The organism is Rhodopseudomonas sp. BAL398 (genome assembly GCF_033001325.1).
Classification (GTDB): domain Bacteria; phylum Pseudomonadota; class Alphaproteobacteria; order Rhizobiales; family Xanthobacteraceae; genus JARJEH01.
Window position 1 is genome coordinate 5,365,511 of record NZ_CP133111.1, and the last position, 18,823, is coordinate 5,384,333.

At 64.1% G+C, this 18,823-nt stretch carries 17 protein-coding genes; all 17 read left to right on the forward strand.

Annotation, left to right across the window (positions count from 1 at the left end; translation table 11 throughout):
* Nucleotides 1–88: 88 nt before the first annotated feature.
* The 17 genes from RBJ75_RS25260 (at nucleotide 89) to RBJ75_RS25340 (ending at nucleotide 18,814) form a co-directional block, all read left to right on the forward strand.
* Entirely contained in the window at nucleotides 89–502 is a 414-nt protein-coding gene (locus RBJ75_RS25260; RefSeq protein ID WP_044409494.1) for a YciI family protein, read from the forward strand.
* A 218-nt stretch (nucleotides 503–720) separates the two neighbouring features.
* On the forward strand, nucleotides 721–1,428 hold the full coding sequence (locus tag RBJ75_RS25265; RefSeq protein WP_044409492.1) for a TetR/AcrR family transcriptional regulator: 708 nt from the start codon (nucleotides 721–723) through the stop codon (nucleotides 1,426–1,428).
* A gap of 149 nt (nucleotides 1,429–1,577) precedes the next feature.
* Complete coding sequence (locus RBJ75_RS25270) at nucleotides 1,578–2,054, forward strand: DUF2852 domain-containing protein (RefSeq protein ID WP_044409489.1); 477 nt, start codon at nucleotides 1,578–1,580, stop codon at nucleotides 2,052–2,054.
* Between the two features lie 332 nt (nucleotides 2,055–2,386).
* Nucleotides 2,387–3,100 carry a protein TolQ gene (tolQ, locus tag RBJ75_RS25275; RefSeq protein WP_044409486.1) on the forward strand — a complete coding sequence of 238 codons (714 nt, stop codon included), beginning with the start codon at nucleotides 2,387–2,389 and terminating at the stop codon, nucleotides 3,098–3,100.
* 37 nt (nucleotides 3,101–3,137) lie between these two features.
* Complete coding sequence (locus RBJ75_RS25280) at nucleotides 3,138–3,611, forward strand: biopolymer transporter ExbD (RefSeq protein WP_044409483.1); 474 nt, start codon at nucleotides 3,138–3,140, stop codon at nucleotides 3,609–3,611.
* A gap of 52 nt (nucleotides 3,612–3,663) precedes the next feature.
* Nucleotides 3,664–4,617 (forward strand): cell envelope integrity protein TolA, encoded by a 954-nt coding sequence (locus RBJ75_RS25285; RefSeq protein ID WP_044409480.1) that lies wholly within the window; start codon nucleotides 3,664–3,666, stop codon nucleotides 4,615–4,617.
* A gap of 72 nt (nucleotides 4,618–4,689) precedes the next feature.
* Nucleotides 4,690–6,021 carry a Tol-Pal system beta propeller repeat protein TolB gene (gene tolB / locus RBJ75_RS25290; protein ID WP_044409477.1) on the forward strand — a complete coding sequence of 444 codons (1,332 nt, stop codon included), beginning with the start codon at nucleotides 4,690–4,692 and terminating at the stop codon, nucleotides 6,019–6,021.
* A 207-nt stretch (nucleotides 6,022–6,228) separates the two neighbouring features.
* The gene (locus RBJ75_RS25295; RefSeq protein WP_044409475.1) at nucleotides 6,229–8,565 is read left to right on the forward strand and encodes a putative bifunctional diguanylate cyclase/phosphodiesterase; all 2,337 of its coding nucleotides are present in this window, start codon (nucleotides 6,229–6,231) and stop codon (nucleotides 8,563–8,565) included.
* A gap of 228 nt (nucleotides 8,566–8,793) precedes the next feature.
* Nucleotides 8,794–9,534 (forward strand): N-acyl amino acid synthase FeeM domain-containing protein, encoded by a 741-nt coding sequence (locus RBJ75_RS25300; protein WP_044409472.1) that lies wholly within the window; start codon nucleotides 8,794–8,796, stop codon nucleotides 9,532–9,534.
* Nucleotides 9,535–9,862: 328 nt separating this feature from the next.
* Nucleotides 9,863–10,366 (forward strand): peptidoglycan-associated lipoprotein Pal, encoded by a 504-nt coding sequence (pal, locus tag RBJ75_RS25305; protein ID WP_044409469.1) that lies wholly within the window; start codon nucleotides 9,863–9,865, stop codon nucleotides 10,364–10,366.
* A gap of 228 nt (nucleotides 10,367–10,594) precedes the next feature.
* Nucleotides 10,595–11,560, forward strand: coding sequence for a tol-pal system protein YbgF (gene ybgF, locus RBJ75_RS25310; RefSeq protein ID WP_044409466.1), 966 nt, complete (start codon nucleotides 10,595–10,597; stop codon nucleotides 11,558–11,560).
* Between the two features lie 132 nt (nucleotides 11,561–11,692).
* Entirely contained in the window at nucleotides 11,693–12,739 is a 1,047-nt protein-coding gene (tilS, locus tag RBJ75_RS25315; RefSeq protein ID WP_044409463.1) for a tRNA lysidine(34) synthetase TilS, read from the forward strand.
* A gap of 209 nt (nucleotides 12,740–12,948) precedes the next feature.
* Nucleotides 12,949–14,865, forward strand: a complete 1,917-nt coding sequence (gene ftsH, locus RBJ75_RS25320) for an ATP-dependent zinc metalloprotease FtsH (protein WP_276156571.1) — start codon at nucleotides 12,949–12,951, stop codon at nucleotides 14,863–14,865.
* Between the two features lie 288 nt (nucleotides 14,866–15,153).
* Nucleotides 15,154–16,818: an ArnT family glycosyltransferase gene (locus RBJ75_RS25325; RefSeq protein WP_044417188.1), complete on the forward strand. Its 1,665-nt coding sequence runs from the start codon at nucleotides 15,154–15,156 to the stop codon at nucleotides 16,816–16,818.
* Nucleotides 16,819–16,923: 105 nt separating this feature from the next.
* Entirely contained in the window at nucleotides 16,924–17,658 is a 735-nt protein-coding gene (locus tag RBJ75_RS25330) for an AzlC family ABC transporter permease (protein ID WP_044417189.1), read from the forward strand.
* A complete protein-coding gene (locus tag RBJ75_RS25335) occupies nucleotides 17,655–17,972 on the forward strand; it encodes an AzlD family protein (RefSeq protein WP_044417187.1) in 318 nt (105 codons plus the stop codon). Before RBJ75_RS25330 ends, RBJ75_RS25335 begins: the two co-directional genes overlap by 4 nt.
* A 167-nt stretch (nucleotides 17,973–18,139) precedes the next feature.
* Entirely contained in the window at nucleotides 18,140–18,814 is a 675-nt protein-coding gene (locus tag RBJ75_RS25340) for a TetR/AcrR family transcriptional regulator (protein WP_044417185.1), read from the forward strand.
* Nucleotides 18,815–18,823 lie beyond the last annotated feature (9 nt).

The following is an 18,823-nucleotide window of genomic DNA, read 5'->3' on the forward strand; positions in this document are numbered from 1 at the left end:
ATTTCCGTCGCGCATGTCGGATCGGCGCGGTGCCGCCCGTCATATCGACGGAGCCGGGCGATACCACGGGCTGCAACGGAGAGTGACCATGCGCTTCATGATGCTGATGATCCCGAAGGGTTATGAGACCGCGGCGCCCGGCACCATGCCGGAGTCCGACGCGGTCGCCGCGATGATGGAATACAACAAGGCGCTGCACGATGCCGGCGTGCTGATCACCTGCGATGGGCTGCACCCGCCATCGGCCGGCGCGCGGGTGAGCTTCGCCACCGGCAAGCCGCTGGTCACCGACGGCCCGTTCGCCGAGGCCAAGGAAGTCTTGGGCGGCTACTGGATGATCGACGTGGCCTCGCGCGACGAGGCGATCGCCTGGGCCAAGCGCTGCCCGGCCGGGGCGAACGAGATCATCGAGGTCCGCCAGGTCCAGGAGATGGACGACTTCCCCGCCGACATGCGCGAGGTGCTGGACGGCTTCGAGGCGATGCAGGCGGCGCGCCGCTGAAGCCCTCGGACCCGCGCTGCCCCGAATTCGCCGCAAGATTCGCGCGGCCGTTTTTCGCCGCGGGTTTGCCGTCACTTTGCCGCAAGAAATTTGCCCATGATTCCGGTGTCGCCGCCAAGCAGGGCGGCAACGGCAGGCGGGGATAAGCGTCCTCGGCGGGCCAGCCACGCGGCCAATGTTCGTGACCTTTGCGCGGCCCTCATGTAAAAGCCATTCACATGAGCTGGCGCAAGGAAACCCGCCGCGCCGAGCGCGGCTATCATCACGGCAATCTGAAAGAGGCGCTGCTGCAGGCGGCGCTCGGGCTGATCGCAGAGAAGGGGCCGGGCGGCTTCACCTTTGCGGACGCCGCGCGGACGGCCGGGGTCAGCCCGGCGGCGCCGTATCGGCATTTCCGCGACCGCGACGATCTTCTGTCCAGCATCGCCCAGCGCGGCTTCGAGAAGTTCGAGATGGAGCTGACCGCGGCCTGGGACGACGGCCGCCCCGACACCGTCACCGCCTTCGAGCGGGTCGGCAAGGCCTATCTGGCATTCGCCCGCAGCGAGCCGGCCTATTATTCGGCGATGTTCGAATCCGGCCTGCCGGTCGATCTCAACCCGATGCTGATGGCGGCGTCCGAGCGCGCCTTCGGGGTGATTCGCGCCGCCGCCGAGCGGCTCGCCGCCTTGACGCCGCCCGGCGTGGCGCGGCCGCCGGCGCTGATGATGGCGCTGCATATCTGGTCGATGGCGCATGGTGTGGCGTCGCTGTTCAGCCGCGGCGACGCGGCGCGGCGCAAGCTGCCGATGCCGCCAGAGGACCTGCTGGAAGCCGGCGTGCTGATCTATCTGCGCGGCCTCGGGTTTTCGGGCGAGCCCCCGGCAGCGTCGGAAAAGCCCGCCGAATCAAAGCCTTCCGGCCCTTGGGGCGCGGTCCCCAAATAGGTTCACTCAATTATATTTGAGCGCACCGATTCCGCTTTTTCACGTCGTCCTTGTTCCTCAACTTGACAACCGGCCGGGATGGTTTACGTATGTGAATGTTATTTACATTCACACGGCGATGGTGCCGGTGATGGTGGTAGGAGAGGCTGATGGCCGACACCGCGGGTTTCAATCGTTGGAGCGCTGCCGAGGAGCGCCGCTATCCGCAGCCGATGCTGCGGTCACCGTGGCATCCCGGATGGATCGTCATGACCGTTTTGGGTTTCATCATCTGGTGGCCGATCGGTCTGGCACTTCTCTTCTTCACGCTAGGGAGCAGGAAAATGGGTTGTTGGGATAATGGCGATCGCTTCGCCAACAAGATGGAGCGGATGCAGCACAAGATGGAGCGCATGAAGGGCCGCATGGAGCGCAGCGGCTTCGGCTTCGGCCCGCCCTCCAGCGGCAACCGCGCCTTCGACGAGTATCGCGTCGAGACGCTGCGCCGGCTCGAGGAAGAGCAGGTCCAGTTCAAGGAATTCCTCGATCGGCTGCGCCACGCCAAGGACAAGGAAGAATTCGACGCCTTCATGGCGCAGCAGCGGCCGCGGCCGACCACCCCGCCGAACGATCAGCCCCAGGGCTGAGCCACTCCAACAGCAAGATTGTCACCGCCCGCCTGTCCACCAGGCGGGCGGTTTGCGTTGTAAGGGGTTCAGAACACCCACATTCTCAAGGCGAAATCCAGCTTGGTAACCCTACCTTAACCAAGATTAGCGATTGGTTAGGGGCGCAAGGATGCGCCGATAGCCCTCGTTTTGACACGTTGGCAGGGGATGGAGGGCCCGGCTTCGGACGGGCCATCCCATGCGACAGACTCAGAATTAGGTGTCGGCGCTTCGTCGCCAGAAGCGGCGCGTGGTCGGATCGGCCGCGACCCGCCGCATAGCTAGACCATTGCGTTGAGAGGATATTGACGATGAATCCAGCCGAGGTGGCTCAGTCAGCATTGCCGCTGGCATCCAGCGACGTCTCGCTGATCGCGCTATTCCTGCAGGCGCATTGGATCGTCAAAACGGTCATGCTCGGATTGCTGGGCTGCTCGGTCTGGGTCTGGGCGATCGCGATCGACAAGATGTTCCTCTACGCGCGTACCAAGCGCGCGATGGATCGTTTCGAGCAAGCGTTCTGGTCGGGCGAATCGATCGACGAATTGTATCGCGCGCTGTCCGCCAAGCCGACGCAGTCGATGGCGGCGTGTTTCGTCGCGGCGATGCGGGAATGGAAACGCTCGTTCGAAAGCCAGGCGCGGTCGTTCGCCGGCCTGCAGATGCGCATCGAAAAGGTGATGAACGTCTCGATCGCCCGCGAAGTCGAGCGGTTGGAACGCCGGTTGCTGGTGCTTGCCACCGTGGGCTCGGCCGGTCCGTTTGTCGGCCTGTTCGGCACGGTCTGGGGCATCATGTCGAGCTTCCAGTCGATCGCCGCCTCCAAGAATACGTCGCTCGCAGTGGTCGCGCCGGGCATCGCCGAGGCCCTGTTCGCCACCGCGATCGGCCTGATCGCCGCAATTCCGGCGACTATTTTCTATAACAAGTTCACATCCGAGGTGAACCGGCAGGCGCAGCGGCTTGAAGGTTTCGCCGATGAATTCTCGGCCATCCTGTCGCGCCAGATCGACGAGCGCGCATGACGAACCAATATGACAAGCGCAGCGTGAGCACCACACCATGGGGATGAATTCGGCAGGAGCATCAGGCGGCGGAGGTCGACGCGGACGGCGTCGCGCCCCGGTGATGGCCGAGATCAACGTCACCCCGATGGTTGACGTGATGTTGGTGCTGCTGATCATCTTCATGGTCGCGGCGCCGCTGATGACGTCGACGATCGATATCGATTTGCCGGTGGCGCGCGGCGGCACCTCGCTGGCGTCGAACGCCCCGCCGCTGACGCTGTCGGTGAAGCGCACCGGCGGCAGCTGCAATTCGCAAGTGGAATTGTACTTGGGCGACACCTTGATCCCGGCGTCCGAATTGGAGGCCAAGATCAAGGCCGTGCGCGAGACTCGAACCGACGCCGACAGCGTGGTCTATCTTCGGGGCGACAAGGACGTTTGCTATACCGATATGATGAAGCTGCTGGGCACCATTCGGACCGCCGGCTTCAAGGCCAATATCGTCATCGTTCCCGAACAGGGAACTTGATGCGGATGACTGGCGCGACGCCGGCAACTGGAACGGAGCAGGAATCCTGAACGTGAAGCTCGATAAGATCGACAAGACCCTCGTTGCGTCGGTTGCGCTGCATGTGCTCGTGATCGGCTGGGGCTTGTTGTCGTTCTCGTCCAGGGCGTTCGAGCTGCCGCCGCAGGATGCGGTCGCGGTGGATACGATTTCGGAGGATCAACTGGCCAAGGTGATGGCCGGCACCAAGTCCGGCAAGAAGGAAAATCCCAAGCCGCTGGTGGAGAAGGTCGCCGAGGCCGAGCCTCCGCCGGAGGAGGCTGTCGGCAAGATCACCGAAAAGGCCCCGGTGGTGACCGAGACGACGCCGCCGCCGGCGCCGAAGCCGAAGCCCGAGGAAAAGCCGGTCGAGAAAAAACCCGATCCGCCGAAGAAGGTGGTCGAGGAAAAGCCGAAGGAAGAGCCGAAGCCAGTCGAGAAAAAACCTGAGCCGAAGGTCGATGCCATCGCCGAAGCCTTGAAGAAGGAAGAGAAAAAGCCGCCGCCGCCGCCGAAGCCGAGGCCGCAGGCTGCTGCCAAGCCGGCACCGACCAAGCCGAAGACCGAGCGCACCTTTGACGAATCGAAAATCGCCGCCCTGCTCGACAAGCGCGATCCGAGCCGGCATGCGGTCGCCGGCGAGACGCTGAACTCCAACGCGGCGCTCGGTCTGGCCAAGGGCAAGGCCGCCGACAATTCGGCGACCTGGGGCGCGCTGTTTCAGTCGCAGGTCGAACGCTGTTGGAAGAAGCCCTATGGGGGGATCGAAGCGCAGAGGGCCGAGGCCGCGTTTGTGATCCGGCTGAAACGCGACGGCACGCTGGAAGGCATGCCGCAGCCCGACGGCCATCCGGCGACGCCTTACCTGCGCGTCTATCAGGAGAGCGCGCTACGTGCGATCATCGAATGCCAGCCCTACAATCTGCCGCCGGCGTTCTTTGAGGAATGGAAATACTTCGCCCCGGTCTTCACCGATCGAAGGTCTTGACCGCGCGGAGGTGAGTGCGATCGTCGCCGCCAAGGAATTTGCAACAATCACCGACCCAATGGATTGCCTGACATGCCGTTTCGATTGAACCGCCGACAGATCATTTCCGGGATGGCCACGACCGGCGCGCTGCTGGCGATGCCGCTGCGTGACGCCTTCGGTCAGGCCCGCGTGCAGATCACCGAGGGCAACGTCGCCCCGCTGCCGATCGCGATTCCGAATTTCGTCGCCGGCACCCCGGCGGATGCCGAGGTCGGCGTCGGCGTCGCCCAGGTCATCACCAATAATCTCAAGCGCAGCGGGCTGTTCGCGCCGATCGACCAGGCCGCCTATATCGAGAAGATCACCAATATCGACACCCCGCCACAATTCGCCAGCTGGAAGAGCATCAACGCCCAGGCGTTGGTGACCGGCCGGATGACCCGCCAGGGCGACGGCCGGCTGAAGGCGGAATTCCGGCTGTGGGACGTTGCCACCGGTCAGCAGCTCACCGGCCAGCAATATTTCACCTCGCCGGAATATTGGCGCCGCATCGCCCATATCATTTCCGATCAGATCTACGAGCGGCTGACCGGCGAGAAGGGCTATTTCGATAGCCGCGTGGTATTCATCGACGAAAGCGGCCCGGCGGAGCGGCGCATCAAGCGGCTGGCGCTGATGGATCAGGACGGCGCCAATGTGCGCTACCTGACACGCGGCACCGACCTGGTTTTGACGCCGCGGTTTTCGCCGTCCACGCAAGAGATCACCTATATGGAGTTCGGTCAGGGCGATCCGCGGGTCTATCTGTTCAACATCGAGACCGGACAGCGCGAGATCGTGGGAAATTTTCCCGGCATGTCGTTTTCGCCACGGTTTTCGCCGGATGGCCAGCGGGTCATCATGAGCTTGCAGCAGGGCGGCAATTCCAACTTGTTCGTGATGGATCTGCGTTCCAAATCCACCACGCGGCTGACCGATGCGCCGGCGATCGACACCTCGCCGTCCTACGCACCGGATGGCGGTCGGATCTGCTTCGAATCCGACCGTGGCGGCAAGCCGCAGATCTATGTGATGGCCGCCACCGGCGGCCCGGCGCAGCGGATCTCGTTCGGCGAAGGCAGTTACTCCACCCCGGTGTGGTCGCCGCGTGGCGATTACATCGCCTTCACCAAGCAGGGCGGCGGCCAGTTCTCGATCGGCATCATGAAGCCCGACGGTTCCGGTGAGCGGCTTTTGACCTCCGGTTTCCACAATGAAGGCCCGACCTTCGCGCCGAACGGCCGGGTGCTGATGTTCTTCCGCGATCCCGGCGGCAATAGCGGTCCGTCGCTGTTCACGGTGGATATTTCGGGACGTAACGAATTGCGGGTGCCGACGCCGGGATTTGCTTCCGACCCGGCGTGGTCCCCGCTGCTGTCGTAGGATTAACGAAATCGAGAAAAGGCGAAACGAATCCTGTCGTCAACCTGAGCGGGAGCCGCTCGGCAAACCTTGCCTAGTTAGCTGTTATCATGAGTGAAAAAGCTTTTGCCCGCGGCCGAAAAAGAACTTGGTAACGATATTCACTCAGAAAGATTTCATCTCCATCGGTTAAAACCAGCATCTTGGCAATGGATGTGTGCGCGATCGATGCAGCTGGCTCCCCCGAGCGACGATCCGGATCGGCAAATGTCGCCGTCCATTTATGCTGGCTTGGTGGATTCGCTGTTCATGAATCCTTTGCCCATGGTTTTGGGCGCGTTCGGTCCGGCGATTGCCGGCACCGTGATCGGCTATGGCACCGGCGACCTGCTGATTTGGCTATGCGTGCCGCTGTTCGTCGTGGTCGGCGTCGCCCGCGCCCTGCAGATGTATCGCTACAAGTGCCGAAATTCTCCCTTGACCGCCGCCGAGGCGGATATCTGGGAGAAGCGCTACCGGCTTGGAGCGATCGTCTATGGAATAGCGCTCGGCATCTGGAGTCTCACGGTGCTGTTTCGCACCGACGATACGGCGGCCCACATGCTCTGCGCGACGACGGTGGTGGCCTATACGTCGGCGGGGGTTGGACGAACCTTCGGCCGGCCGCGAATCTTCCACCTGCAGGTCTTGCTGGCATGCGGCCCGCTGATCGCCGGGCTGATGCTCGTCGGCGGGGCCTATCATTTCGCGCTGGCAATCCTGAGCATCGTGTTCTTCGGTGCGATCCGACAACTCACCTTCAGTCTGCAGCGCATCTATCTTAACGCGTGGATTGCCAAGGAGCGCGAGGCGGCGCTGGCCAACCAGTTCGATACCGCGCTCAACAACATGCCGCACGGTCTGTGCATGTTCAGCGGGACCGACACCCGCTTGGCGGTGATGAACCAGCGCTTCGCCCAGATGATGAAACTGTCGCGCGATCTGATGCATCGCAGCGGCAGCGCTTCCGAGATCGTGACCGCATGCGTTGCCGCCGGGTCGATCTTGCCCTCCAGCGGCAGGATGATTATCGCGGAGATCGAAAACGCGCTGGCCGGCGAGATCATCACCGTTGATTCCGAATCCATCAATGCTCAAGCCTTTCTATGGACCTTTCAGCCGATGCCGGGTGGCGGCAGCGTGGTTCTGGTGGAAGACATCACCGAACGGCGCGATGCCGAGGCCAGGATCATCCATTTGGCGCGTTACGACGAATTGACGGCGCTGCCTAACCGGGTCAATTTCCGCGACGAGATCGAACGGTTGTTGGTGGCGTCGCGCGGCCAAGACGACGCCCGGCTGTCGGCGCTGCTGTTCATCGATCTCGATCAGTTCAAGCAGGTCAACGATACGCTCGGCCATCCGTGTGGCGATCGACTGCTGTGCGCCGTGGCCGATCGGCTGCGCAACATGCTGCGGCCGGAGGATGCCGTCGCCCGTTTCGGCGGCGACGAATTCGTGGTGTTTCAGCAAAATATCGGCTCCGACGACGAGGCTGCGGCGCTGGCGCGCCGGATCGTCGACCGATTGAGCGAGCGCTATGTGATCGACCATCATGTGGTCGAGATCGGCGCCAGCATCGGGATTGCGATGACCGCACCGGCGATCAAGGCCGACGTCCTGTTGAAGAACGCCGACATGGCGCTGTATCGCGCCAAGGCCGACGGCCGCGGCAATTTCTGCTTCTTTCGCGACGAGATGGCCCAGACCGTCGAGGCGCGCCGGATCCTCGAGCTCGATCTGCGCCGCGCGCTGGCGAACGAGGAATTCGAGCTTTATTATCAACCGCTGGTCAATCTCAAGACCGGCAGGATCTCGACCTGCGAGGCGCTGTTGCGCTGGAACCATCCGGTGCGCGGCACGGTTTCGCCGGTCGACATCATCCCGGTCGCCGAGGAGATGGGCCTGATCGTCGACCTCGGCCGCTGGATCCTGCGCAGGGCCTGTATGGAATGCAAGACGTGGCCGGAGCAGGTCAGCGTCGCGGTCAATTTTTCCTCGCAGCAATTCCACCAACGCGACGTCCTCAACGAAGTCCGCTACGCGCTCGAGGTGTCCGGTCTACCGGCGGCCCGGCTCGAAATCGAGATCACCGAATCGTCACTGCTGCGCAATACCCAATGGACCCATGACGCGTTGGCGCAGCTGCACGCCGAGGGTGTGCGGATCGTGCTCGATGATTTCGGCACCGGCTATTCCAGCCTGAGCTATCTGCACAACTTTCCGATGCAGAAAGTGAAAATTGATCGCTCTTTCCTCGAGGGCATCGACACCGTGCGCCCATTGACCCTGCTGCGCGGCGTGGCGCGCCTCAGCGCCGATCTCGGAATGGCGGTCGTGGTCGAGGGCATCGAGACCAACGAACAGCTCGACCTGATCAGCGCCGATGGCACCGTGACCGAGGCGCAGGGCTTTCTGTTCAGCCGGCCGGTTCCTGCGGCGCGGGTGCGTCAATTGCTGGCGGCGTCGCATGGCGACCGCAACGGCAATGACGCAACCAGAAGCCTGGCCCGCGTGATCGGCTAACCAACGCGGACCAGCGTTTTGTCTGTCCCATAAGCTCGACGCGCCGTCACGTTCAGCGGGCGTATCGATCGGTTCCCTCCAAGCTCCATGCCACAGATCCGCCAACGGCGAGGCCGCGCGCCAGTTTGGTTAACGCTTGGTTAACCCTAATGCATCGATGTCTTTGCAACGCCATAAGAAGTGATTAACCTTGCCGACGGAGTTTGGTGCGTCGGTTGGAGTGGACGAATGAGTGCCGCGTCAAAAGCAGAAAACATCAGTGGACCTTCGACCCGCACTTCAGAGCTTCTCGCCAAGGTCGTCTATCGGCGCGCCGAAACCGACGCAGAGAGAGAGGCGATCTACCGGTTGCGCTATCGTGCCTATTTGAAAGAAGGCGCAGTCTCGCCCAATCGCAGCGGTATCGTCACCGATCGCTATGACGACATGCCAAATTCCTGGATCTTCGGGATCTTTTTCGAGGACGTGCTGACCAGCTCGCTGCGCATCACCGTGGCGTCACCGGAAGATTCGGTCTGCCCGTCGATGGACGTGTTTTCCGATCTGCTCGAACCTGAACTTGCCAAGGGTCAGGTCATCGTCGATCCGACCCGCTTTGTCGCCGACCCGTCGCGGCTCAGCCGACTGCCGGAATTGCCCTATTTGACATTGCGCCTGGCCTACGTTGCCTGCGAATATTTTCAGGCGCAGCTCGGCCTTGCCTCGGTGCGCGCCGAACATCAGGCCTTCTATCGCAGGGTCTTCATGCATGCGGTTTGCCCGCCCCGGAACTATCCGGGGCTGCTCAAGCCAATCAGCCTGATGGCGATCGATTTCCCGGCATCCCACGCCAAGGTGTTTGCCCGCTATCCCTTTCTGCGCTCGACCGATTTCGAGCGTCGGATGCTGTTCGAAAGAGCCGGTGACCGGTCGCGGTCGACGCTGCATCGGGCCGACTTGCCGGCCGGGGCCAATTTGATCGCATCTTAATCGCATCATGATTGTGACAGCCAACTGAACTGGCGAGGGGCAGGGCTGGCTGGCACATGACCGCCAAAAGCGGTGCCTCCGACCGCTGATCCCGCCTTTGCGTCGGGTGCTGGCCGTTTCTCATCGCGGCGTCATCTGATGCTGCGGATGTCAAATTCACCGTCACGCCACATTTCCAATTCATTAACCATTACGATTGCTTTTCGCCGGCTGGGGGCATTTGATCGGGCCTGGCAACACCTCATCAAGGTTGACGGAACGTTCGCTTAACCAACCCGCTGTAGACCCAAAGTCAGTTAGAGAAAACGCGAGCGTTGGAGGCTCCCGAATGAACCAGAAAATGCGAATCCTCCAGGGATTGAAGCTGGCTGCGGTCCTCGCGGTCGCGCTGTCGATGGGGGCCTGCGCGAACCAGAATCCGCTCGGCGGCGCTGGAGCCGACGGCTCGTTGGCCGGCGCGGCGACGCCGGGAAGCCAGCAGGATTTCGTGGTCAATGTGGGCGATCGGGTGTTCTTCGAGAGCGACCAGACCGAATTGTCGCCGCAGGCGATCGCCACGCTTGAGAAACAGGCGCAGTGGCTGCGCAGCTACAACCGCTACTCCTTCACCATCGAAGGCCATGCGGACGAGCGCGGGACCCGCGAATACAACATCGCGCTCGGCGCGCGTCGGGCGCAATCGGTCCGCACCTTCCTGGCCTCGCGGGGGATCGACCCGTCGCGGATGCGGACGATTTCCTACGGCAAGGAACGGCCGGTGGCGGTGTGCAACGATATCTCCTGCTGGTCGCAAAATCGCCGCGCCGTCACGGTTCTGAACGCCGGCGCCTGAGCCCCCAACGATCATTGAAATTGATCATTGAAATTAACCGGCGCCCGCGGGCGCCGGTTTTGTTTTGGGCTTTGCTCCAGTCACATTTTTGGCGTAGTCCAGCTATCAATCACCTATGGTGAGCTGGCGCGAATGCGCGATTTCCGCGCCAACGACTTCTAAAATTTGGATGGCTCTCTTCGTCGGGCAACTCTCAAACACCGGGTCACCATGTCTTCAAGCTTTCCAATGTCTCCAAGCTTCCCAGTCCTTGCGCGCGCGTTTGCGGTGGTTGCGATGCTCGCATTCGTCGCTCCCGCACTGGCCCAATCCGACGGCGAGATGGATCCGGAGCTCAGGGTGCAGCAGCTCGAAAGCCAGTTGCGCGAGCTCACCGGCCAGAACGAGGAACTGCAATATCGCAACCGCCGGCTCGAAGAGCAGCTGAAGCTGCTGCAAGGCAACGCGCCGGGCGCGACGCCGCCGGCGGGCGCTCAGCCGGGCGTCGCCGCGGCGCCGGTCGGGCAGCCGCAGCAGGCGCTGCCGCCGGTCTATGGTCAGCAACCGGTGCAGGCGCCGATGGTGCAGGAGCAGGCGCCGCCGGCCTCGACGGGCCGCCGTGGTGATGCGTTCGATCCCAGTCAGAATCCGACCGCGCCGGGCGTGCCGCGTCCGCTCGGTGGCGGGCAGCTGCCGATCCCCGGCACTGCGGGCGGGCGCGATCCCGGCCAGCCGCTCGACCTGTCCAATACCGCCTCGCCGGCTTATGGCGCGCCGTCCGCGCCGGTGCGCAAGCCAGGTCCCGGGGCGCTCACCACCGCGCCGCCGTCGCAGAGCCCACGTGACGAATTCGATCTCGGTATCGGCTATATGCAGCGCAAGGACTACGCGCTGGCCGAAGAGACGATGCGCAATTTCATCAAGAAATATCCCAGCGATCCGCTCACCGCCGATTCGCAATATTGGCTCGGCGAAAGCTTTTTCCAGCGTCAGATGTATCGCGACGCCGCCGAATCATTTCTCGCGGTGACCACTAAATACGACACCTCCACCAAGGCGCCGGATGCGCTGCTGCGGCTCGGCCAGTCGCTCGCGGCGCTGAAGGAAAAAGAGGCCGCCTGCGCCGCCTTCGGCGAGGTCGGGCGCAAATATCCGCACGCCTCCAAAGGGGTGAAACGGGCGGTCGATCGCGAGCAAAAGCGCGTCAAATGCTGATGCGCTCTGCCGCGGCCTGACGCGGCACTGACGTCAACGGTGGCGTGCCCAGCGGGCGCCGCCGGATTGACGATCTTGCAGCAATCCGCCGGGACCTGCTCTAGGCTGCGGCCTTCGCTGCGGGGAGCCGCTATGGCTGACAACGACGGTTCGCCGATTTCGGTTCGTGAGGCCAAGCAGCTGTTCGCCGATTGGAAGGCCGTGCCGGCGATCGTGCTGGCGGTTTCGGGCGGTCCCGATTCGCTGGCGTTGATGTGGCTGGCGGCGCGCTGGCGCAAGTCGCTCCGTCGTGGCCCGCAGCTCATCGCCGTCACCATCGATCACGGCTTGCGGGGGGAAGCGGCCGGCGAGGCGCGGCAGGTCAAACGATTGGCGCGCGCGCTCGAACTGCCGCACCGCACGCTGCGCTGGCGCGACGTCAAGCCGGCCACCGGACTGCCGGCCGCGGCCCGCGAGGCGCGCTACCGGCTGCTGGCGAAGGCGGCGCGCGCCCATGGCGCAACCCACATGATGACGGCCCACACGCGGGATGATCAGGCCGAGACGCTGTTGATGCGGTTGTCGCGCGGCAGCGGCATCGCCGGCCTGGCCGCCATGCCGCGGCAGGCGCCGCGCGACGGCTTGATGCTGGCGCGGCCGCTGCTTGAGGTGCCCAAGGCGCGACTTGTCGCCACACTGGATCGGGCGAAAATCGCCTTCGTCACCGATCCCAGCAATGCCGACCCGCGCTTCACCCGGCCGCGGCTGCGCGGCCTGATGCCGCTGCTGGCCGACGAGGGCTGCGATTCGCGCAATCTGGCGCGGCTGGCGGCGCGATTCGCCCGCGCCAACGCGGCGCTGGAGCTTCTCACCGACGGCGCCGAGCGTTATCTGGCGCTGCAGGGGCATGGCGACGCAAAGCCGGGATTTGACGCCAGGGCGTTTGCCGGTCTGGCGGCCGAAATCCGGGTTCGATTGCTGCTGCGCGCAGTGAACAAAATCGGCCATGAAGGACAGGCCGAATTGGGTAAGGTCGAAGCGCTGGCGGCGGCGCTGGAGCAAGCCGGAGCGGAAACCGGGCCGGTAAGCCGGACAAAGGGCCGAATCCGGTTGAAACAGACCCTCGCCGGTGCGTTGGTGACGCTGACAGCCGAACGTCTGCGCATCGAACCGGCTCCGCCACGGCGGCGGCGCGATTGAGCGGCCCGCTTAACCACGGAGGCCGAAGCTGCCCGCGATTGCCACTATTTCAGCGGGAAGCGCAATATAGTACGTTAAATAGTCCTCGGTGGTTCCCTTGGCAGCGGGCCTGGGCGCACCTAGATTGGACTTAAGCCAGCCCAAGGTTATCCTTGAGGCGCACCCAAGGGCACCAGGCCGCGATCCGCGCGGCCAAAGAAGGAATACCGATGAACGCCAATCTGCGCAATTTCGCCCTCTGGGTCATTATTGTCTTGCTGCTGCTGGCGCTATTCACGCTGTTCCAGAACCCGAGCCAGCGCACCGCCGCGCAGGACATCTCGTTCTCGCAGCTTTTGACCGAGGTCGATCAGAACAAGGTTCGCGACGTTGTGATCCAGGGTCCGGAGATTCGCGGCACCTTCACCAATGGCTCGAGCTTCCAGACCTACGCGCCGAACGATCCGACGCTGGTCTCGCGCCTCTATAACGGCAAGGTCTCGATCACCGCCAAGCCGCCTGGCGACAACGTGCCGTGGTTCGTCTCGTTGCTGGTCTCCTGGCTGCCATTCATCGCGCTGATCGGCGTCTGGATCTTTCTGTCGCGACAGATGCAGGGCGGAGCCGGCAAGGCGATGGGCTTTGGCAAGTCGCGCGCCAAGATGCTGACCGAGGCCCATGGCCGCGTCACCTTCGAGGATGTCGCCGGCGTCGACGAGGCCAAGCAGGACCTGCAGGAGATCGTCGAATTCCTCCGCGACCCCGGCAAGTATCAAAGGCTGGGCGGGCGGATTCCGCGCGGCGTGCTGCTAGTCGGCCCTCCCGGCACCGGTAAGACGCTGATCGCGCGTGCGGTCGCCGGCGAAGCCAATGTGCCTTTCTTCACCATCTCGGGTTCCGACTTCGTCGAAATGTTCGTCGGCGTCGGCGCCTCCCGCGTCCGTGACATGTTCGAGCAGGCTAAGAAGAACGCGCCCTGCATCATCTTCATCGACGAAATCGACGCGGTCGGTCGTCATCGCGGCGCCGGTCTCGGCGGCGGCAATGACGAGCGCGAGCAGACCCTCAACCAGTTGCTGGTCGAGATGGACGGCTTCGAAGCCAATGAAGGCGTGATCCTGATCGCCGCGACCAACCGTCCCGACGTGCTCGATCCCGCCTTGCTGCGTCCCGGCCGGTTCGACCGTCAGGTCGTGGTGCCGAATCCCGACGTCGTCGGTCGCGAGCAGATCCTCAAGGTCCATGTCCGCAAGGTGCCGCTGGCGCCGGATATCAACCTCAAGGTGATCGCGCGCGGCACCCCGGGCTTCTCCGGCGCCGACTTGATGAACCTGGTCAACGAGGCCGCCCTGACCGCCGCCCGCCGCAACAAGCGGATGGTGACCCAGGCCGAATTCGAAGAGGCCAAGGACAAGGTGATGATGGGCGCCGAGCGCAAATCGCTGGTCATGACCGAAGAAGAGAAGATGCTGACGGCCTATCACGAGGGCGGTCACGCCATCGTCGGCCTCAACGTCATCGCCACCGATCCGATCCACAAGGCCACCATCATCCCGCGCGGTCGTGCGCTGGGCATGGTGATGCAGCTGCCGGAACGCGACAAGCTGTCGATGTCGCTGGAGCAGATGACCTCGCGGCTGGCCATCATGATGGGCGGCCGGGTCGCCGAAGAGCTGATCTTCGGCCGCCAGAAGGTGACATCGGGCGCCTCCTCCGACATCGAGCAGGCCACCCGCCTGGCGCGAATGATGGTCACCCGCTGGGGCCTGTCGGAAGAACTCGGCACGGTGTCCTATGGCGAGAACCAGGATGAGGTGTTCCTCGGTATGTCGGTGTCGCGGACCCAGAATGCGTCCGAGGCGACGGTCCAGAAGATCGACGCCGAGATCAAGCGGCTGGTCGAGGAGGGCTACAACGAAGCCACCAGGATCCTCACCGAGAAGCGCGCCGATCTCGAGGCGCTGGCCAAGGGACTGCTCGAATTCGAAACCCTGAGCGGCGACGAGATCACCGACCTTCTGAATGGCAAGAAGCCGAAACGCGAATCGGTGCTTGAGCCCGCCGGCCCGCGGACCTCTGCGGTGCCGCCCGCCGGCAAGCCGCGCCCACGCCCCGACGCCGGGCTGGAGCCGCAGCCGCAGGCGTAAGCCAGCGACCGCATCGGCCATCGAAAACGACAAACGCGGCGGCGACGCCGCGTTTTTGTTGTGTGGTGCACCCCGACCGGCAATTCGCGCCGCGCTGCGTTGCATATTGCCAATTCGGTTCCGTTGCCGTAGAGCCTCGCGGACTCTGGGATGGGGTATGCTGGGACCGTTAACGGGACGATGGAATTTGCAGTTCTCGACGCGTGCCTCGATGTGTTTGGTTAAGCCGTGACCGCATTCGCCCGCGATCGGGTCGAAAATGCCGGGTTGCCGCGAGTCCGATCCGCTATGGCGTTGGAATGGGCGCGGACCAGGCGCCGGCTGACGGCGATCAATCCGTATGATTTCGGATCGCTGGTGCTGCTCGCACTGTTGTCGATTCTGGTGCTGGCGACGTTCCGCGACTACGCGATCACTAATGACGAATGGGTCCAGCAGCGCTACGGCGAGTTGATCGTCGCCTATTACAAGAGCGGTTTTTCCGATCGCTCGGTGTTCGAATTCGACAATCTCTATCTCTATGGCGGCCTGTTCGACGTCGCGGCGGTGCTGCTGCATCAGGTCTCGACGCTTGATCTGTTCGACCTGCGGCATTTGATGAGCGCCACGATCGGCGTGGCCGGTGTCGGCGCGGCGATCGCCACGGCGCGAATGATCGCCGGCCCGCGGGCGGGACTGCTCGCGGGTATGGCCCTGGCCGTCTGCGGCTCCTGGTATGGGGCGATGTTTCACCACACCAAGGACATTCCGCTTGGCGCGGCGATGGCCGGCGCTCTGTATTTCCTGATCCGCGCCGCCCGCGATTGTCCGCGCCCGCAACTGCGCCACGTCGTCGGTTTCGGCGTGCTGACCGGCGCCGCTCTCGGCATCAAGGTGCTGGCGCTGCTGCTGGTGTGCTATATCGGTGTCGCCGTGGTGCTCAACATGCCGGATCCCTCCGGGCGGCCATGGCGCGAACTCGGCGGTCATTTTGCTCGCTCATTGGCGGGCTTTGTGCCGGCACTGCTGATCGCCTATGCGATCATGATCCTGACCTGGCCCTGGTCGGCGCTGGCGCCGCTCAATCCGTTGCGCGGATTGCTCAGCTTCGGGGATTTTCACTACCCGATCCGCACCATTCTCGCCGGCCAAGTCTATCTGATGGCGACGGTGCCGCGCTGGTACATCCCCGCCTACCTTGCCATCAGGACACCGCTGCTGATGCTGGCGGGAGCCGCGCTGGCGCTGATCGCCATGGCTGTGCCTCGCCTGTCTCGGGGGGTGTCAGGCCGGGTACGACGCGACACCGCCGTCGTGGCGGTGGCTGCCTTGGTCCCGGTGCTGTGCGAAATCGTCGTCCGCGGTCCGGCCTTCTGCGGTCTGCGGCATTTTCTTTACGTCTTGCCGCCGCTCGCCATGCTGGCCGGTATCGGTCTCGACCTCGCCGCCAAGGCCATCGCCAGGCGGCATGTTGCACTGGGCGGCCTGACGATGGGGCTGATTGCCGTCGGCCTGTCGTGGAACGCGGTCACGCTGTCGCGGCTGCATCCCTACGAATATCTCTACTACAACCAGCTGGTCGGCGGCTTGAAGGGCGCGTCGCGCAACTACGTCACCGACTACTGGTTCACCATGATGCCGGAGGCCGTCGACGGACTCGAGGCTTACCTCGCGCGGACCGATCCCCCCGCCGCGCGCGGGCAGACCTACACGGTCTCGCTGTGCGGCGAGCGGGCCGCCTTCCTGCGCAAGGCGCCGCCGCATCTGCGCTGGGCCCAAACCTGGGAGACGTCTGATTTCTTCATAGCGCCGACCCATATGAATTGCGACCGCGACATCGACGCCAAGATCGCGGTGACGGTCGCGCGCCTGGGCGTGGCGATCGGCTACGTCAAGGATCAGCGCGCCAAGACCCGCGCCCCCCACGGGCTTAAAATCAGCGCCAATATCCCGCCGGCCGTTCTGGTCCCGTAGCGACGCGGTCTCGGGCCGACAATCGCCCGCATGCGGCCATGCGGCCGAGATGGGTTGACGCGCCGGCGCAATGCAAGCACGCATCCGCGCCATGCGGACCGCACCATGACCACACACATTCCGAAAGCGCCGGCCTATTGGTCGCGCGATGCGATCTGGCCCGGCGTGGTCGCGGTCGGCCCGCTACTGCCGGGGACGTTTGCCTTCGGCATGGCGTTCGGCGCCTTGTGCGCGCAGAAGAATTTTACCCTGGCCGAGCTCGAGGTGATGATGGGCACGGTCTATGGCGGGTTGTCGCAATTCGTCGCCGTGCAGGCCTGGCCGGATCGGCTGACGCCGTCCTCGATCGCCGCGCTGGCGCTGCTGACGCTCACCGTCAACATCCGCTTCGTGCTGATGGGCGCGACGCTGCGGCCATGGTTCGGCAGCCTGCCGTCGTGGCAGGCCTATCCGACGCTGCTGCTGGTCACCGATGGCGGCTGGCTGGTCGCGATGCGTTACCGCGATCATGGCGGCGCCAATGCCTGGTTCTATCTTGGCGGCGCGGTGGTGCTGTATCTGGTGTGGCTGGTTTCGGCGATTCCCGGATTTCTTTTGGCCGAGCAATTGGCCGACCCGAAGAAATACGGCGTCGATCTGGTGATGCCCGCATTCTTCGCAGCATTGCTGGTGCCGGCCTGGAAGGGCCCGCGGCGGGCGATCCCCTGGGCGGTCTCGGGCGTCGTCGCGCTCACCGTGCATTGGCTGGCGCCGGGCTGGTGGTTCATCATTGCGGGCGCCGCCAGCGGCGCGATCTCCGCCGGGTTGATGGACGATCCGCCGCATGGCCACGCCAGATGAGCGAGTTTCTGCGCAGCGACGTGATGGTCGCCTTCGCGGTGATGACCGCCGTCACCGTGCTCTCACGGCTCGCCGGCTATTGGCTGATGGGCTATGTGACCGTCACGCCGCGGGTGCGCCGCATGCTCGACGCGCTGCCGGGATCGATCATCGTCGCCGCGGCCCTTCCGGTAGCGGTCAATGGCGGCCCGATCGTGATGTTCGCGATCGCCGCCGCGATCGCAGTCTCGATCGTTCTTCGCAACGATTTCATCGCGGTGATCGCCGGGATGGCGGTCGCGGCGATTGCCCGGGCGCTGGGGTCGGCCGGATAGATCCAATTCATTTCAAGCTTGTAACTCGTTCTGAACTGGTGTTCACTTTTTTCAACGATTTGGGGCGAGGCCTCGGAAAATTTCCCGCGGCTCGTTCCAAGGCATTGAAAAAATGACTGATTCCCTGACCCTCGGGTGGGGAACTGGATCGGGGAGCGACGCAAGCCATGGTTTACCGGCGTACCCAACAAGTTGTGAAGCGCCTTGCCGCCCGCCGCAGCGCCATTCTGGCGGCGGCGCGTGAGACCGCGGCGGCAGGCGGGATGGCGGCGGTGCAGATCGCGCCGGTGGCGAGCCGCGCCAATGTCGCTGCCGGCACCGTGTATCGCTACTTTCCGTCCAAGGCCGAGCTGATTTCCGAATTGATCGCCGATGTCTCGCGCGACGAATTGGCGGCGATCCGCCGTGCCGCCGACGCCGCGCCAGGACCATCCTCGGCGCTGGCCGCCGCGGTCACCACCGTCGCGGTGCATGTGCTGTCGCATCGCAAGCTGGCCTGGGCGATTCTCGCCGAGCCGGTCGACGTCGATGTCACCGCCTCGCGGCTGGCCAGCCGCCGCGAAATCGCCGGCGAGATCGAGTTGCGGATCGAGGCGGCGGTACGCGCCGGGCATCTGCCGGCGCAGGATACCGCGTTGGCGGCGACCGCGCTGCTCGGCGCGGTGCATGAATCACTGGTCGGGCCATTGGCGCCCGACAATCTCGACGATCCGGGACGCTTGCGCGACGCGGTGCAGACCGTCACGCTGCTGGCGTTGCGCGCGGTCGGCGTGATGGATGCGCGCGCCCGCGGCCTCGTGGTACAGGCGGTGATGCCGGCGCGGACCCTGGTCGGAGCCTGATCGCCGCAA

Excerpts from the sequence above, each read along its gene's own strand:
- ybgF (WP_044409466.1), top strand. The coding sequence starts at position 10,595 with ATGTCTCCAAGCTTCCCAGTCCTTGCGCGCGCGTTTGCGGTGGTTGCG.
- RBJ75_RS25270 (WP_044409489.1), top strand. The coding sequence starts at position 1,578 with ATGGCCGACACCGCGGGTTTCAATCGTTGGAGCGCTGCCGAGGAGCGC.
- RBJ75_RS25295 (WP_044409475.1), top strand. The coding sequence starts at position 6,229 with ATGCAGCTGGCTCCCCCGAGCGACGATCCGGATCGGCAAATGTCGCCG.
- tolB (WP_044409477.1), top strand. The coding sequence starts at position 4,690 with ATGCCGTTTCGATTGAACCGCCGACAGATCATTTCCGGGATGGCCACG.
- RBJ75_RS25340 (WP_044417185.1), top strand. The coding sequence starts at position 18,140 with ATGGTTTACCGGCGTACCCAACAAGTTGTGAAGCGCCTTGCCGCCCGC.
- RBJ75_RS25330 (WP_044417189.1), top strand. The coding sequence starts at position 16,924 with ATGACCACACACATTCCGAAAGCGCCGGCCTATTGGTCGCGCGATGCG.
- RBJ75_RS25260 (WP_044409494.1), top strand. The coding sequence starts at position 89 with ATGCGCTTCATGATGCTGATGATCCCGAAGGGTTATGAGACCGCGGCG.
- pal (WP_044409469.1), top strand. The coding sequence starts at position 9,863 with ATGAACCAGAAAATGCGAATCCTCCAGGGATTGAAGCTGGCTGCGGTC.
- RBJ75_RS25325 (WP_044417188.1), top strand. The coding sequence starts at position 15,154 with ATGGCGTTGGAATGGGCGCGGACCAGGCGCCGGCTGACGGCGATCAAT.
- RBJ75_RS25265 (WP_044409492.1), top strand. The coding sequence starts at position 721 with ATGAGCTGGCGCAAGGAAACCCGCCGCGCCGAGCGCGGCTATCATCAC.
- RBJ75_RS25300 (WP_044409472.1), top strand. The coding sequence starts at position 8,794 with ATGAGTGCCGCGTCAAAAGCAGAAAACATCAGTGGACCTTCGACCCGC.
- ftsH (WP_276156571.1), top strand. The coding sequence starts at position 12,949 with ATGAACGCCAATCTGCGCAATTTCGCCCTCTGGGTCATTATTGTCTTG.
- RBJ75_RS25335 (WP_044417187.1), top strand. The coding sequence starts at position 17,655 with ATGAGCGAGTTTCTGCGCAGCGACGTGATGGTCGCCTTCGCGGTGATG.
- RBJ75_RS25280 (WP_044409483.1), top strand. The coding sequence starts at position 3,138 with ATGGGGATGAATTCGGCAGGAGCATCAGGCGGCGGAGGTCGACGCGGA.
- tilS (WP_044409463.1), top strand. The coding sequence starts at position 11,693 with ATGGCTGACAACGACGGTTCGCCGATTTCGGTTCGTGAGGCCAAGCAG.
- tolQ (WP_044409486.1), top strand. The coding sequence starts at position 2,387 with ATGAATCCAGCCGAGGTGGCTCAGTCAGCATTGCCGCTGGCATCCAGC.